Genomic DNA, 15,008 nt, shown 5'->3' with positions numbered 1-15,008 from the left:
CTGGACCGAACCTGCCCGGGGCAGGCTAGGACACCAGCGGCCTTTTGCGTTCCAGCATGCCGCTGGCGACGGCGACAGCGAGGCCCAGGACTGCCAGCACCGCGCCGACCAGGGCGGGCGCGACATAACCCCAGCCCCAGGCGATCACGAGGCCGCCGAGGAAGGCGCCGAGGGCGTTGGCCACGTTCAGGGCCGCGTGGTTGAGCGAAGATGCCAGTGACGGAGCATCGGGGGAGGCATCGAGCAGCCGCGTCTGCAGGGCGGGTACCAGCAGCGAGCCTGCACCGCCCACCACGAACACCATCACGAACGCGGACCACGGCCAGTGGACGGCGATGGCGTAGACAACCAGCGCGATCGCAATGCCCGGCAGCACCAGGTAGATGGTTCCCATCACTGACTTGTCGGCGATGCGGCCGCCTACGATGTTTCCGGCCACCATGCCCAGGCCGTAGAGTGCCACCACCAGGGGGAGGAACGCCGACGGGATACCTGCCACGGAGGTCATGGTGTGTGCGATGTAGGTGTAGGTGGCAAAGAATCCGCCGAAGCCAACAATGCCGATGAGGATGGCCAGCCAGACCTGGATCCGTTTCAGGGCGCCAAGTTCCCTGCGGATGCTGGCATCCGGGTGCGCCGCCTGGAACGGGACGAACTTCCAGAGCATGGCAAGCGTGACCAGCCCGATCACGCCGACAAGCACAAACAGCAGCCGCCAGCCGAAGGCCTGGCCCAGCCAGGTGGCGAATGGAACACCGATGACGTTTGAGATGGTCAATCCGGCCATCACCATGGAGATCGCCCAGCCCCGTTTGGTCGGTGCGACCAGCGAAGCCGCAATCACAGCCGCCACGCCGAAGAACGCTCCGTGTGGCAGGCCGGCCGCGAACCGGGACACCAGCATGGTGCCGTAGTCCGGAGCGATGAACGACGTCAGGTTTGCCACGCTGAAGAACAGCATGAGGCCCAGGGCAAGATGTTTGCGGGGGAGTTTGGCGCCGACTGCTGCCAGCAGCGGGGCTCCGATGACCACGCCGAGTGCGTAGGCAGAGATGAGGTGGCCGGCTTCCGGTGTGCCGATGTTCAGGCCCTGCTCCACCTCCTTGAGCAGTCCCATCATGGTGAATTCAGTGACGCCGATGCCGAATCCGCCCATCGCAAGGGACACTATGGCTAAGGCGAGGTGCTGGGGCCCTGCCTTCGGTCGGGCGGGGCTGAGCGTGGACGTGGAGGTCATTGGCCTGCTTTTCGGAAGTTCTGGTTCATCGGACGTGAGAGTCAGCACGCAGCATAAAATCTGATTACTGCAACACGGGGGAAGGGGGCCGTATTCCTGCGCCGTCATTACTGCACCGTCGCTTTTCGGCGCACGTTATCCCGGGCTCCGGCGGAATCAGCCACAACCATTGTCCCCCATAGACTGATGCGGTGACTGGACTCATCAATGTTGTTGGCGGAGCTGTTGTGGATTCCCTGAGTTCCCCTGCCCGGCTGCTGGTGGCGCGGAGGACTGCGCCGCCCCAGTTTGCCGGAATGTGGGAATTCCCGGGCGGGAAGGTGGAGCCTTCGGAATCAGCTGAAGACGCCCTCCACCGGGAACTCCGGGAGGAGCTGGGAGTCGGGGTCCGGCTCGGCGCTGAACTGCCGGCGGAAACTGCCGCCGGCTGGCCCCTGAATTCGAAGGCGTCCATGCGTGTGTGGTTCGCCGAGATTGCCGACGGTGACCCCCGGCCGCTGGAAGACCACGACGAACTGCGCTGGATCACCCTGGCAGGAAGCGACGAAGCTCTCACGCTTCCCTGGATACCCGCTGACTTTCCGATTGTCCGGGCCCTGCTGGCAACTCTTGCCGGCCCGGAGTCGATTTCGCCGGACTCGTAACGGAGCCGGAGCCGTTTAGTGCCTCGGATTATGGTGTCGGTCAGAACAGTGTGGGCTGCGCGGACTCCACGCCCCGGCCCTTTCCCGGGCCGGTTCGCGCAGCGGGGATGCTGCCGGCCGGGTACTGCGCTTCCTCGTCCCTCGGATCCCCGGCCAGGTCCCGGTGGCTGAACCCGTGCGAACCGGAAAAACCATGCCGTGACTTGAAGTAGCGGATCCGTCCCGCGAGCCACTGGCGATACTCCTTGGACGCGTACGACCCCGTGCCGTACAGCCGGCGATAGCGGCCGGCCAGCTCAGGGTGTCGGGCGGCAATCCACTGCATGAACCATTCGCGCGTGCCGGGCTTCAGGTACAAAGCCCCGGCCGTGACACCCGTTGCGCCGGCCGTAGCCAACGAGCCAAACAGAGAGTCCAGCGCTTCGTCGCTGTCGGAGAGCCACGGCAGGATGGGCATGGCCATCACGCCGCATGGAAGGCCCGCATCGCGAAGCCTCGAGACGAGCTTGAGCCGCGCCCTGGGGCCCGGCGTGCCTGGTTCGATTGCTTCAGATAGCTGTTCGTCAGTCATGGCCAGCGAAATTCCGATCCCCACGGGAACCTGCGTGGCGGCATGCTTAAGCAGCGGAATATCCCTTGCCAGGAGCGTCCCCTTGGTGAGGATGGACAGTGGTGTTCCTGAATCGGCAAGCGCGCGGATGATGCCGGGCATCAGCTGGTAGCGGCCTTCTGCGCGCTGATACGGATCCGTGTTGGTGCCCAGCGCAACGTGGTGGTGGCCCCACGAAGGCTTCGCCAGTTCCTTCCTCAGGACCTCGGCGGCATTGATTTTGACGACAACCTGGCTGTCAAAGTCCAGGCCGGCATCAAAGTCGAGGTAGGTGTGGCTTTTGCGGGCGAAACAGTAGACGCAGGCGTGGCTGCAACCGCGATACGGATTGACAGTCCATTCGAACGGCATGCGCGAACCGGCGGCCACTTTGTTGAGCACTGACTTGGCGGTGACCTCATGGAAAGTGACCCCGGCAAATTCGGGGGTAGAAATGGAACGCACCAGCCCGGCAAGGGGCAGCAAGGCGTCAACGGCCGGGGCGGCGGGCCGAGCGTTGCCTGAGGCGTCATCGGCGCTGTCCGGCTTCGGCCCATTCGCCGGCCGGAGTGCTTGTGCATCCCATCTCATGGGTACCATTCGAAGATATATTCGAATCAATGTCAAGGGCCTGCAGCCGCAGCCGTCTCAACAGGGCGGCGTCGCAGCAGGGCGGTGTCGCAGCAGGGCCGGTTGCTAGGCTGGGGCCATGATCCTGCTCACCGGGTTTGAACCGTTCGGCGGCGAAACCATCAACCCGTCCTGGACTGCCGCGGACGCGGCCTGCCGTGTGCTGCAGGCGGAGGGCCACGCCGTCGCCGCGGTGCAGCTGCCGTGCGTGTTCAAGGAATCCATCACGGTGCTCGAGGATGCGCTGCGGGACCACCGCCCGGAGCTGGTGATCTGCGTGGGCCAGGCCGGAGGGCGGCCGCGGATCTCCCTGGAACGGGTCGCCATCAACTGCGACGACGCCCGCATCCCGGACAACGCCGGAAACTGCCCCGTGGACCAGGAAATGGTCCCCGGCGGGCCGGCGGCCTATTTCAGCTCGTTACCGGTGAAGGCAGCGTTCGCAGCGCTGCGCAGTGCCGGCATACCGGCCGAAGTCTCCCAAAGCGCCGGTACCTACGTCTGCAACCACGTTTTTTATGCGCTGATGCACGCACTGCATACCAGTCCGGACGCCGGCTCTCCGCCCGTCCGCGGGGGCTTCATCCATGTCCCCTACGAGACGCAGCAGGTGCCCCGGGGCAGCGGCACCCCGTCGCTGCCCGCCGCCGTGATGGCGGAGGCGCTCGCCGTCGTCGTCCGTACCGCCCTGGTGACCACCGCGGACCTCAAGCTTTCCGCCGGGGCCATCCACTAACGGCTCCTGCCGCGGGGCGGGTCAGCGAAGCTCCCAGACGACCTCCACCGTCGCTGACACGCTGGACTGTCCCGCCTCGATCCCCACGGAGTCCGCGGCCATGGCCCGCTGCATTTTCGCCACCGGGATCGGCCCCGACGGCCCGGGCTGCTGCGTCACTGACACCACCGGGCCGAGTTCGGAGCCCGCCAGCGACGCGAACTGCGTGGCGGTGGCCAGGGCGTCCTGCCAGGCGGCTTCGCGAGCCTGTGCCGTGACGCCGGCCGGGTCCGCGAAGCCGAGGTCCAGCCCGTTCAGCCTGACGTCATTGCCGCCCGCGGCCACCGCACCCGCAATGACCTCCGAGGAGCCGGCAACATCCCGCAACCGGACCGACAGGATGCTTGAGGCAACGTACCCCGTCACTGTCTGGCCCTGGCCCTCCTTCCACACCACATCCGCGCGGACGTTGAGCCCGGACGTGCTGATGTCCTGGTCGCCCACACCGTGCTCCCGCAGCACCGCGGAAATTCCTGCCGAAGCCTGCCCGGCGGCCGCGTAGGCCGCCCCCACATCCTCCCTGCGGCATTCCACGCCGATGGAGACGGTGAGTAAATCGGGTGCCGCTTCGGCAGTCCCCGAGCCGGTTACGGTGACGGTCCTGGCGGTTTCGGTCATGTCATGCCTCAATTCCATCGCGGGCGTTCTTGCCGGCGGGGCGCCGGCGCTTGCGGCGGAGCCCCGGATCCGCAGGGCGCCTGTCCACGTAGCCGCCGGCCTCCAGCCCTGCCAGGCGTTCAAAAATGTTGGCGGACCCCGGGTTTCCCGTCCGGAGCTGCGACCACCCCGCCGCGAGGAAGTACAGCGGCAGGAACGGCAGGCCAAGGCACCAGGCATACTGGCTGCAGTGCCGTTCCTCATGCCGCAGCAGCGCCGGATTGGCGAGTGCCTCCGCGGGCGCGGCACGGAACAGCACGACATTCCCCACGGTGAACGCCTGGGCGAAGGGGAGGCGCCAGCGGTAGCCGGTGGCGATCAGCAGGCCTCGCGGACCGGTTCGCACGGAGGTCCGGGCGCACCGGGCCAGCAGCAGGCCCAGGAGCGTCGTTGCATTCAGCACATTGGCGATCTGCCGCAGCCGCTGTCCGGGGGTCATGAGGCCATGGTAGTCAGACTGGGCAGTTGTGGCGCGTCCGGCGGGGCGCATTCAACTAGACTGGGGGAGAGTGCCCGCCGGACGAATTCCGGCGAGCCCTGCCCTTTGTCCCTCCGCGCGGCCCGGAAACGGCTGCGTGGAAGACAAGCCAGTGACGGACACGCTGCCGGTGGACCCGAATGCAGCAGGACAGTTCGCTGGCGATAACCCGACTCGTAGCTAAGAACAGTAGATGACTGAAACTTTGCCGGGCGCTGACATCCCGAACCCTCTGGATGAAGCTGCCATCACTGCCGCCGTAGACCACGCCGTCGCCGCCATTGCCGCGGCCTCCACCCTTGATGAACTCAAGGCCGTGAGGCTGGCGCACACCGGCGAGAAATCGCCGCTGAGCCTTGCCAACCGCGGAATCGGTGGCCTGACAAAGGACCAGAAGGCCGCCGCCGGAAAACTGATGGGCGCCTCCCGCGGACGCGTCAACAAGGCGCTCGCGGACCGCACTGCCGAGCTCGAAGCGGAGAACGACGCCCGCATCCTGGTCGAGGAGACCGTCGACGTGACGGCCGCCCCGCGCCGCCGTCGTGCCGGTGCACGCCACCCGCTGTCCACGCTGCAGGACCGCGTCGCTGACATCTTCGTGGGGATGGGCTGGGAAATCGCCGAGGGTCCCGAGGTCGAGTCGGAGTGGTTCAACTTCGATGCGCTGAACTTCAAGCCGGACCACCCGGCCCGCGAGATGCAGGACACCTTCTTCGTGGAGCCCCCGGAAGCCCACCTGCTGATGCGCACCCACACCTCCCCGGTGCAGGTCCGCTCCATGCTGGAACGCGAGGTGCCGATCTATGTCCTGTGCCCGGGCAAGGTATTCCGCACCGACGAACTCGACGCCACCCACACGCCGGTCTTCCACCAGTTCGAGGGCCTGGCCATCGACAAGAGGCTCAGCATGGCCGACCTCCGCGGCACCCTGGAGCACTTTGCCCGGCAGATGTTCGGCGACGAAGCCCAGATCCGGCTGCGCCCCAACTACTTCCCGTTCACCGAGCCGTCCGCCGAGCTGGACATCTGGCATCCCGGCGCCAAGGGCGGCCCGCGCTGGATTGAATGGGGCGGCTGCGGCATGGTCAACCCCAACGTGCTGCGCGCCGCGGGCATCGATCCGGACGTCTATTCAGGTTTTGCCTTCGGCATGGGCATCGAGCGCACCCTTATGTTCCGCAACGAGGTGGGCGACATGCGCGACATGATCGAAGGCGATGTACGTTTCAGCGAGCACTTCGGGATGGAGATCTAACAGTGCGTATCCCACTTTCCTGGCTGCGTGAATTCGCGCAGGTACCGGCCGGAGCGACGGCCGAAGATGTCATGGCAGAACTGGTCAAGGTCGGTTTTGAAGAAGAAGCGGTCCACCGCCCCACGGACGCGCTCCGCGGTCCCGTGGTGGTGGGCCAGGTGCTGAGCCTGGTCAAGGAGCCGCAGACCAACGGCAAAACCATCAACTGGTGCCAGGTCCGCGTGGTCCCCGAGGGCCAGGAACAGACCCTTACCGGTGACGGCATTGACCCTTCCGGTGTCCAGGGCATCATCTGCGGCGCCCACAACTTCGTGGAGGGCGACAAGGTGGTCGTCACCCTTCCAGGCGCCGTGCTTCCCGGAAACTTCCACATCTCCGCGCGAAAGACCTACGGCCACCTGTCCGCGGGCATGATCGCCTCGGTCCGTGAACTGGGCATCGGCGAGGACCACGACGGCATCCTGGTGCTCTCCCGGATCGGGCTGGATCCCGAAATCGGCACCGACGCGATGGAACTGCTCGGCCTCTACGACCAGGCCGCCGAAATCAACGTGACGCCGGACCGCGGCTACGCGTTCTCTATCCGCGGCGTTGCCCGCGAATTCGCCCATGCCACCGGGACCACCTTCACGGATCCGGCGTCCAGGGTGCAGGCACCGGCCGAACTTTCCGGCGGCCACGGCGTCAAGCTCAACGACGACGCTCCCATCTACGGCAAGCCGGGGTGCGACCGTTTTGTGGCCCGCACCGTCCGCGGTGTCGATGCGACCAGGCCGACGCCGCCGTGGATGGTGTCGCGCCTGCGCCTGGCCGGCATCCGTTCCATCTCGCTGCCCGTGGACATCTCGAACTACGTCATGCTGGAACTCGGCCAGCCTACGCACTGCTACGACCTGGACAAGCTGTCCGGCGACATCGTGGTCAGGCGCGCGGTGGCAGGGGAGAAGATCACCACGCTTGATGACAAGGAGCGGAAGCTCGACGTCGAGGACCTCCTGATCACCGACAGCTCCGGCGCGATCGGCATCGCCGGCGTCATGGGCGGTGCCGCCACGGAGGTGAGCGATTCGACGTCGAACGTCCTGGTTGAAGCCGCCCACTTCGACGAGGTGTCGATCGCACGGTCCCGCCGGCGGCACAAGCTGCCGTCCGAAGCATCCAAGCGTTTTGAACGGGGCGTGGACTGGCAGGTCGCGGGCATCGCGGCCCAGCGTGTAGTGGACCTCCTGGTCGAGCTGGCCGGCGGCATTGCCGACGACGCCGGCACCGACGTCGGGACCGCACCGGACGCCGTCACCATCGAACTGCCCGCGGCCTTCGCCGCCGCCCGGATCGGCATCGATTTCACCGAAGAGCAGATCGTCACCTCGCTCGAGGACCTCGGCGCTGCCGTGGTGAAGAACGACGCCGGCTGGACGGTCACGGCCCCGAGCTGGCGGAACGACCTGGAAACCAAGGAAGACCTCTCCGAGGAGATCGCCCGGCTGGTGGGTTACGACCAGATTCCGGCGACCCTCCCCGTGGCGCCTCCCGGACGCGGGCTGACGCGCGTCCAGCAGCAGCGCCGCCGGCTGGTCCAGGCACTGGCCGATGCCGGGCTCACCGAGGTCCTGGCCTACCCGTTTGTGTCCAAGGCAGCCAACGACACCTTCGGCGTGGCAGAGCAGGGCGCTGAACGCAAGGCCGTGAAGCTGGCCAACCCGATCAGCGAGGAACAGGGCTTCCTGCGGACGTCCGTGCTCCCCGGCCTGATCGAGGTGGCCAAGCGGAACCACTCGCGCGGCTTCCGCGACCTGGCGGTCTTCGAAGCCGGACTGGTGTTCCTGCCGGGTGACACCGTGGGCACGCCGTCCATCCCGCCGCTCGGCGTCAAGCCCTCCGATGAGGTGCTGGATGCCCTGTACGACGGCGTTCCGGACCAGCCGCTGCACATCGCTGCGGTCCTGACGGGCCACGATTCCCCGGCTGCCGCGTCGCACACGCCGCGCGCCTGGGACTGGGCCGACGCCGTGGACGTCGCCCGCCTGGCCGGCGACGTCCTGGGTGTGGAGATCGTGGTCAGCCAGGGCCACCACCAGGCCTTCCACCCGGGACGCACCGCCCGGCTGGCACTGCGTTCCGGCGACGTCATCGGCTACGCCGGTGAGCTGCACCCCAAGCTGTTGGCATCGCACGACATGCCCGCACGCTCGGTGGCGGTTGAGCTCAACGCGGACGCCCTCTTCGACGCCGCCGCGGACGTCATCGTGGCCAAGCACATTTCCGGCTTCCCGGTGGCCACGCAGGATGTGGCCCTGGTGGTTCCGCAGGAAATCCCTGCCGACGACGTCCTGGCCGCCCTCCGCGAGGGCGCCGGGGAGCTGCTGGAAGACGTGGCGTTGTTTGATGTGTACGCCGGCAAGGGCATCGAGGAGGGCAAGAAGTCGCTGGCCTTCGGCCTCCGCTTCCGTGCCGCCGACAGGACGCTCACGGCCGACGAGGCGTCTGCCGCACGTGAAAGCGCCGTCGCCTGTGCCGCCGAGCGCTTCGGAGCCGTCCAGCGGTGACGTAGAACAGCGGTGACGTAGAACAGCGCCGGCGCAGTTCGGCGCCGGCGCCCAGAGCGCTTGCACACGGAAGGGCGGGCAATGGCATCACAACTTGTTGTGCGTGCGTGCCCGCCCTTCCGCGTACCCGGACAGGATTCAACCGAGGCAGCGGCCGGCCTGGAACGGAGTGCCCGCCGGCTCCTGGACGGGGCCGAACTGGAGCGAGCCCGCGCCATGGTGCAGCCAGCTCGTTCGGATTTCCTGGCCGGCCGGATTGTCCAGCGACTCTTCGCGGCGGAGCTGCTCGGGGTGCGCGCGAAGGACCTGGCCGCGAGCTACACCTGTCCGCAGTGCGGCAGCGGTGCGGTGATCTCCCACGGCACGCCGGGCTACACCCGGGAAGGAGGGGCGCCGGCGCCCCTTCTGCTGAGCCTGTCCCGGGCCGCCGGCTGGACCCTGCTGGCGGCCGTGGTTCAACCGGCACCGAAGCAGCGGTTGGGTGTTGATGCCGAGGACCCGCAGCTGATGGAATTTGACGGCTTCGACGCGGTGGCGCTGACTCCGGCGGAGCGGCAGGCCGTGGCCCCGCTGACCGGGGGCGCCCTGCTGCGTGAGCGTGCCCGGCTGTGGGCGCGGAAGGAAGCCCTCCTGAAGATGACCGGGGAGGGGCTCAGGCGTGCGCCGGAGACGCTGGACGTGCTTGACCGGCACGGCGTCAGGGACCTGGCACCCTCCGAGTCGGGGCTGCCGGGCCACCTGGCCGCCGCCGTCGCCTTCGGCTGAAGACGGGGCCCGTGCCGACTCGCGACCGGACGGGCAGTTCGCTACCGGACGGGCAGGGCCGGCAGCGCCTCTTCGAACAGCCAGGGATGGAGCAGGGCTTCTGAATCGATGCCCGCCACGCGGTCGGCGGTCTGGATAAAAGCGGCAGTGGACACGGATCCATGGTGGTTGCTGGCGGCCCAGTCGTGCAGCAGCGCAAAAAAGGCGAGGTCGCCGCACCGGATCCGGAGTGCGTGCAGCGCCAGGGCCCCGCGCTTGTACACGCGGTCATCGAACATCAGCTCAGGTCCGGGGTCCCCGACGACAATGTCCTTGCGCAGGGCAGCAAGCTTCCGCCAGGCGGCCGCTGCCCGGTCCGCAACGCTCATGACGCCCGCCGCCTCGGACCAGATCCACTCCGCGTAGCACGCGAATCCCTCATGGAGCCAGATGTCGCTCCAGGCCGCAACGGTCAGGGAATTGCCGAACCACTGGTGCGACAGCTCGTGGGCGATCAGCCGCTGCGATTCCCAGCCCGTGTCCAGGTGGTTGGGCCCGAAGATGGACAGGGTCTGGGCTTCGAGCGGAATTTCGAGCTCGTCCTCCGCCACCACCACGGTGTACTCCTGGAAGGGATAGGGGCCGAAGCTCTTGACAAATGTCTGCATCATTTCCGGCTGGCGGGCCAGGCCCCGGCGTGCCTCGTCGGCCAGGTTTGCGGGCACTGCGATGTGCTGGGGGATGCTGCCGGGAATCCCGGTCGTATCCAGGGTCAGGACGTCGTACCGGCCGATTTGGACGGTGGCGAGATACGTTGCCATTGGCTCCGCCTGCTCGTACGTCCAGGTTTCACGGCTGGAGCCGGTTTTACGGGAGATCAGCAGGCCGTTGCAGACCGCCCGGTAATTGGCGTCCGTGGTGACGGCGATGCGGTAGCTGGCCTTGTGCTGCGGATGGTCGTTGCAGGGAAACCACGAGGCAGCACCGTTGGGCTGGCCCGCCACCAGGACGCCGTCGGTCAGCTCCTCCCAGCCCACCTCGCCCCAGAGGCCGCGCCGCGGAGAAGGATTCCCCTCATACCGGATGTCCAGCTCGAAACGGTCGCCCGGCAGCAGCGCTGCATCCGGGACGACCACCAGCTGCTCGGCCCGCTGGCTGAATCTCCGCACCCTTCTGCCGTTCAGGGAGATTTTGACGGCACGCAGTCCCGTGAGGTCCAGGACAACGGCCGACGCCGGCCGTTCCACCTCGGCGTGCAGGACGGCCCTGCCGTTGAGCCTGTTGCTGGCGAGTTTGTAGTCCAGGTCCAGTTCGTAACGCGTGACGCGGTAGGCATTCGTGCCGTGCCCGGGAACGTAGGGATCCGGTGGGCCCGATGGTTCACCCGGCATGCGCGTATCACCGGGGCTGGCTGGTGCTGCAAAACTCATAAACGGGGCTTTCATGGTGAGCTGGTGGGACGGAGGTACTGCCTTGCGCGTGTTACTTTAGCCGCGGAGCCCGCACTGCCGGACCTGCCCAGGGGCTGACCGGGTTGCCCATCCAGTATGTCCCGGCAGGAACAGTTTCCCCGCGCATGACCAAGGATGCCGGGCCCACCGTTCCGCCCCTCGCGATGCGTGCCCGCGGAAGGATGACCCCGTGTGGTCCCATGGTGGCTCCGTCTTCGAGGGTAACAGTGTCGATGCTCATGATCCGGTCGTGGAACAGGTGGGTCTGGACCACGCAGCCCCTGTTGACCGTTGAGCTCTCGCCCAGGGTGACCAGGTCTGCTTCGGGCAGCCAGTAGCTCTCGCACCACGTGCCGCGGCCAATTTTTGCGCCCAGGCCCCGCAACCACCAGACCAGCGCCGGAGTGCCCGAGGCGGATCGGGCAAACCACGGCGCGCTCACCATTTCGATGAAGGTATCCACTACCTCGTTGCGCCAGATGAAGGAACTCCACAACGCATGTTCGCCCGGCCTGATCCTGCCCACCAGCAGCCATTTGGCCACCACAGCGCTGGCGGCGGCCGCAGCTCCGGCCACAAGGACCACGATGCCGCCCAGGAGTGCAGCGATCCCGTAGCCCCACGCCGACGCGATCCGGTCGAACGCGAGCATCACGCCGGCGGCGAGGCCAACCGTGAGCACTACCGGGATGAACCGGCACAGCTCCCAGAGGGCGCGGGCCAGCTTCAGCCTCCGGGGCGGCTGGAAAGTCAGGGTGTTGTCCGTGGCGATTGCGGTGCGCCGCAGGCGGACCGGAGGGCTGCCGAGCCAGGACGTGCCGGATTTTGCCTTGGCCGGGGTGGCGGAGAGGACTGCCACCAGCGAGTTTTTAGGCACGCTTCGTCCGGCTCCCGTCATTCCTGAATTGCCCAGGAAGGAACGTTTGCCGATCTTCGCGGGGGCAATCCGCATCCACCCGCCCCCCAGTTCATAGGAGGCCACCATCGTGTCGTCCGCAAGGAACGCGCCTTCGCCGACGGTTGTCATCTTGGGAAGAAGCAGGACGGTGGAAGCTTCCACGTTCTTGCCCACCTTGGCTCCCAGCAGCCGCAACCAGACCGGCGTGAACAGGCTGGCGTAAATCGGAAAGAGCACATCCCGGGCCAGGTCCAGCACCCGTTCGGTTGCCCAGACCTGCCAGCCGATCCGGCTCCGCACCCTGAAGTAGCCTTCCTTGAGTCCGGTGCCCAGCAACCGGGTGGTGGCAAGGATCAGCAGGAGGTTGGTCAGGAACCATGTCAGGGCCGCCAGCGGCAGCGAGGCAAGAACTTGGGGGAGGGCGGCCGAAAGCGATTCGCTGCCGCGAATGAACAGGAAAATGACGAATGCCCCGGCGGCAGCGGAGAGGTACGGGAGGGCGGCCAGTGCCGCGGACGCTGCGGCAAAGGCCACGAACCAGAGCCGCCCGATCAGCGCATGCGCCGGCGGCGTGTCAGGCCATGCCTGCCTCGCCTTGCCGATCCGCTCGGCAGGGGAGCCGGATACCAGCTGCCCGGCCTTCACCTTGCCGAGGACCGCCGACCCCGGCTCCACCTGTGAGCCGGCACCAATACTGGCCCCTGGCATGAGCGTACTGCGTGCCCCGACCGTCGCGCCGGCACCCACATGTACCTGGCCGATATGGACCGTATCCCCGTCAATCCACCAGCCGGAGAGGTCCACTTCGGGTTCGATGTTGCTGCCGCGGCCCAGCGAAAGCATTCCGGTGACCGGCGGCAGCGAGTGCAGCTGGACATCGTTGCCGATCTTCGCCCCGAGCGCTTTCGCGTAGTACGGAACCCACGGGGCGCTTGCCAGGCTGATGGCACCCGACAAATCCTGGATTTGTTCAGCCAGCCACAGCCGCAGGTGCACCTTGCCGGACCTGGGGTAGGTCCCGGGGACCACCCGCCGGAGCAGGGTCCTGGCGGCAAGGACGGAAAGGGCCATCCGGCCGGCCGGGCTCACGAAAACAAGCCAGGAGGCAGCCACCCACCACCAGGAAACGACAGGAGCCGCCGAGAAGCCGGCAAAGGCGGCCAGAAGATTGTTGGCCGCCATCACGTAGGTGAGCCATCGCATCCCCACCAGGATGTGCAGGGGGACGCCCATCAGGGTCTGGAAGACCTGCGATTTCAGGGCCGTAGGGCGCACCTCCCGTTCCGGTGCCGGCCCGGCTACGCCTTCGGGCAGGGATTGCCGGGCAGCGTCGATGAGCGCCCCCACCCTGGGCGTGGCATAGATGTCGGCCACCGTAATGGTGGGGTAGCGCACACGCAGTGCCGACACGAGCTGCGCGGCTGCCAGGGACCCGCCGCCATGGGCAAAGAAGTCCGCGTCAAGGCTCGACGCCGGTGTCCCCAGCACGCTGCCCCACTGCTCCACGATCCAGCGTGCGTCATCCGGCAGGTTCAACGGGGCGTTGTCCGCATCCGCAGCCCCCGCACCGGCCAGCGGCCAGGGCAGGGAGTGCCGGTCCACTTTTCCGCTCGTCTTGGTGGGCAACGAATCCACAACGGTCAGGAGCGGGATGAGCGCCGCCGGGAGGCTGGCACCCAGCAGCTCCCTGGCAGCGGCGAGATCGATGTCCGCGGTGCCCGCGGCGGCAAGGTAACCCACAAGGATCTGGTTCCCGGCCGCCGTCGTACGGACGGCCGCCGCCGCTCCGGCAACGTCAGGCAACGCCTGCAAGGCGGCGTCGATCTCTCCGAGTTCAATCCGCCGGCCGCCGAGCTTCACCTGTTCATCGGCGCGGCCCATGAAGACGAGCCCGGCGGCCTCGTAACGGACCAGGTCACCGGAACGGTAGGCCCGGGGCCAGCCGAGGGACGGCATGGGCGCATACTTTTCAGCGTCCTTGGCGGGGTCGAGGTACCGGGCCAGCCCCACGCCGCCGATGATGAGCTCACCCACCTCGCCCTCATCCACGGGAACGCCGCCGGGGTCAACCACTGCCAGGTCCCAGCCGTCCAGCGGCAGGCCGATCCGGACCGGGCCGGGCACGCCCAGCGGCGCCGCGCAGGCCACCACAGTGGCTTCCGTGGGCCCGTAGGTGTTCCAGACTTCCCTGCCGTCGACCGCGAGGCGTTCCGCGAGCTCCGGAGGGCAGGCCTCGCCGCCGAAAATCAGCAGCCTCACGTTCTCCAGCGCTTCCGCGGGCCACAGGGCCGCGAGGGTGGGCACGGTGGAAACCACGGTGATCCCGTGGCTGATCAGCCACGGACCGAGATCCATGCCGGTCCGAACCAGCGACCGCGGAGCGGGAACCAGGCAGGCTCCGTAGCGCCAGGCCAGCCACATCTCCTCGCAGGAGGCGTCGAAGGCCACCGAGAGTCCGGCGAGCACGCGGTCCTGGGTGCCGATGGGTTCGTCCTGCAGGAAGATGCGGGCTTCGGCATCAACGAACGCTGCAGAGGACCGGTGCTGGACGGCTACGCCCTTGGGCGTGCCGGTGGAGCCGGACGTAAAGATGATCCAGGAGTCGTCGTCGGCCTGCGGCTTGCGCGGGTCCGGGAACGGCCGGGGCCGCTTGCTGTCCGTAACGATCTCGCCGGCGCCCTTGAGGATGGCGCCGACGCGGGCTTCACTGAACACCAGCTTGGCGCGTTCGTCGGGGTCGTCGGCATCCACCGGAACATACGCCGCCCCGATCAGCAGGACGGCCAGGATCGACACGTAGAGCCGGTTGGTGCCGGAGGGTATGCGTACGCCGATCTTGTCCCCGGCGCCGAGGCCCGCCAGGTGCAGCTCGCGCGCGGTGGCCCGGACCTCGGCCATGAGCTGCGCATAGCTCAGGCGCCGGTGGCCGTCGTCCAGGGCCGAGGCTTCGGGATACTTCCTGGCCGTCTCCTCCAGGATGTCGATCAGCGTCCGCTCCGGCGGTGCCGCGGCGGCGCCGGCCAGCTGCGGCGCATGCAGGTTCCGGATTCCGGGAAGTGCAGTGCGTCCTACCGGGGGAACAGCTTCCGGCTCGGGCACGGATC

General features: G+C 67.6%; 11 protein-coding genes. 5 read left to right on the top strand and 6 right to left on the bottom strand.

The annotated features are described in order from the left end of the window. Positions 1-25: 25 nt before the first annotated feature. The gene (locus RW112_RS20420; RefSeq protein ID WP_317783514.1) at positions 26-1,237 is read right to left on the bottom strand and encodes an MFS transporter; all 1,212 of its coding nucleotides are present in this window, start codon (positions 1,235-1,237) and stop codon (positions 26-28) included. A gap of 191 nt (positions 1,238-1,428) precedes the next feature. Here RW112_RS20420 and RW112_RS20415 point away from each other — a divergent pair, with 191 nt between their 5' ends. Then, on the top strand, positions 1,429-1,881 hold the full coding sequence (locus RW112_RS20415) for a (deoxy)nucleoside triphosphate pyrophosphohydrolase (protein ID WP_317783513.1): 453 nt from the start codon (positions 1,429-1,431) through the stop codon (positions 1,879-1,881). A gap of 40 nt (positions 1,882-1,921) precedes the next feature. On the opposite strand, the gene RW112_RS20410 is transcribed toward RW112_RS20415, so the two are convergent. Next, the gene (locus tag RW112_RS20410; RefSeq protein ID WP_317783512.1) at positions 1,922-3,061 is read right to left on the bottom strand and encodes an Rv2578c family radical SAM protein; all 1,140 of its coding nucleotides are present in this window, start codon (positions 3,059-3,061) and stop codon (positions 1,922-1,924) included. Positions 3,062-3,179: 118 nt separating this feature from the next. Between RW112_RS20410 and pcp the strand changes: the two genes are divergently transcribed. After that, positions 3,180-3,836: a pyroglutamyl-peptidase I gene (gene pcp, locus RW112_RS20405; RefSeq protein WP_317783511.1), complete on the top strand. Its 657-nt coding sequence runs from the start codon at positions 3,180-3,182 to the stop codon at positions 3,834-3,836. A 21-nt stretch (positions 3,837-3,857) separates the two neighbouring features. On the opposite strand, the gene RW112_RS20400 is transcribed toward pcp, so the two are convergent. Together RW112_RS20400 and RW112_RS20395 are read right to left on the bottom strand one after the other, a co-directional pair. After that, entirely contained in the window at positions 3,858-4,493 is a 636-nt protein-coding gene (locus tag RW112_RS20400; RefSeq protein WP_317783510.1) for an SIMPL domain-containing protein, read from the bottom strand. 1 nt (position 4,494) lies between these two features. After that, on the bottom strand, positions 4,495-4,971 hold the full coding sequence (locus RW112_RS20395) for a DUF4157 domain-containing protein (protein ID WP_317783509.1): 477 nt from the start codon (positions 4,969-4,971) through the stop codon (positions 4,495-4,497). Between the two features lie 232 nt (positions 4,972-5,203). On the opposite strand from RW112_RS20395, the gene pheS reads away from it, so the two are divergent. The 3 genes from pheS (at position 5,204) to RW112_RS20380 (ending at position 9,576) form a co-directional block, all read left to right on the top strand. Continuing rightward, positions 5,204-6,265 carry a phenylalanine--tRNA ligase subunit alpha gene (pheS, locus tag RW112_RS20390; RefSeq protein WP_317783508.1) on the top strand — a complete coding sequence of 354 codons (1,062 nt, stop codon included), beginning with the start codon at positions 5,204-5,206 and terminating at the stop codon, positions 6,263-6,265. Positions 6,266-6,267: 2 nt separating this feature from the next. Next, the gene (pheT, locus tag RW112_RS20385) at positions 6,268-8,811 is read left to right on the top strand and encodes a phenylalanine--tRNA ligase subunit beta (RefSeq protein ID WP_317783507.1); all 2,544 of its coding nucleotides are present in this window, start codon (positions 6,268-6,270) and stop codon (positions 8,809-8,811) included. Between the two features lie 81 nt (positions 8,812-8,892). Beyond that, positions 8,893-9,576, top strand: a complete 684-nt coding sequence (locus RW112_RS20380) for a 4'-phosphopantetheinyl transferase family protein (RefSeq protein WP_317783506.1) — start codon at positions 8,893-8,895, stop codon at positions 9,574-9,576. A gap of 41 nt (positions 9,577-9,617) precedes the next feature. On the opposite strand, the gene RW112_RS20375 is transcribed toward RW112_RS20380, so the two are convergent. Together RW112_RS20375 and RW112_RS20370 are read right to left on the bottom strand one after the other, a co-directional pair. Continuing rightward, complete coding sequence (locus tag RW112_RS20375; RefSeq protein WP_411709950.1) at positions 9,618-10,985, bottom strand: M1 family metallopeptidase; 1,368 nt, start codon at positions 10,983-10,985, stop codon at positions 9,618-9,620. A gap of 52 nt (positions 10,986-11,037) precedes the next feature. Then, a complete protein-coding gene (locus RW112_RS20370) occupies positions 11,038-14,952 on the bottom strand; it encodes a Pls/PosA family non-ribosomal peptide synthetase (protein ID WP_317783559.1) in 3,915 nt (1,304 codons plus the stop codon). Between the last annotated feature and the right edge of the window lie 56 nt (positions 14,953-15,008).

Source organism: Arthrobacter sp. B10-11 (assembly GCF_033142195.1).
Classification (GTDB): Bacteria; Actinomycetota; Actinomycetes; order Actinomycetales; family Micrococcaceae; genus Arthrobacter; species Arthrobacter oryzae_C.
This window is presented reverse-complemented; position numbering and strand designations above follow the sequence as displayed.

Coding starts and splice junctions, on each gene's coding strand:
- RW112_RS20375 (WP_411709950.1), bottom strand. CDS start 10,985: ATGAGTTTTGCAGCACCAGCCAGCCCCGGTGATACGCGCATGCCGGGT.
- pheS (WP_317783508.1), top strand. CDS start 5,204: ATGACTGAAACTTTGCCGGGCGCTGACATCCCGAACCCTCTGGATGAA.
- RW112_RS20400 (WP_317783510.1), bottom strand. CDS start 4,493: ATGACCGAAACCGCCAGGACCGTCACCGTAACCGGCTCGGGGACTGCC.
- pcp (WP_317783511.1), top strand. CDS start 3,180: ATGATCCTGCTCACCGGGTTTGAACCGTTCGGCGGCGAAACCATCAAC.
- RW112_RS20380 (WP_317783506.1), top strand. CDS start 8,893: ATGGCATCACAACTTGTTGTGCGTGCGTGCCCGCCCTTCCGCGTACCC.
- RW112_RS20420 (WP_317783514.1), bottom strand. CDS start 1,237: ATGACCTCCACGTCCACGCTCAGCCCCGCCCGACCGAAGGCAGGGCCC.
- RW112_RS20410 (WP_317783512.1), bottom strand. CDS start 3,061: ATGAGATGGGATGCACAAGCACTCCGGCCGGCGAATGGGCCGAAGCCG.
- RW112_RS20395 (WP_317783509.1), bottom strand. CDS start 4,971: ATGACCCCCGGACAGCGGCTGCGGCAGATCGCCAATGTGCTGAATGCA.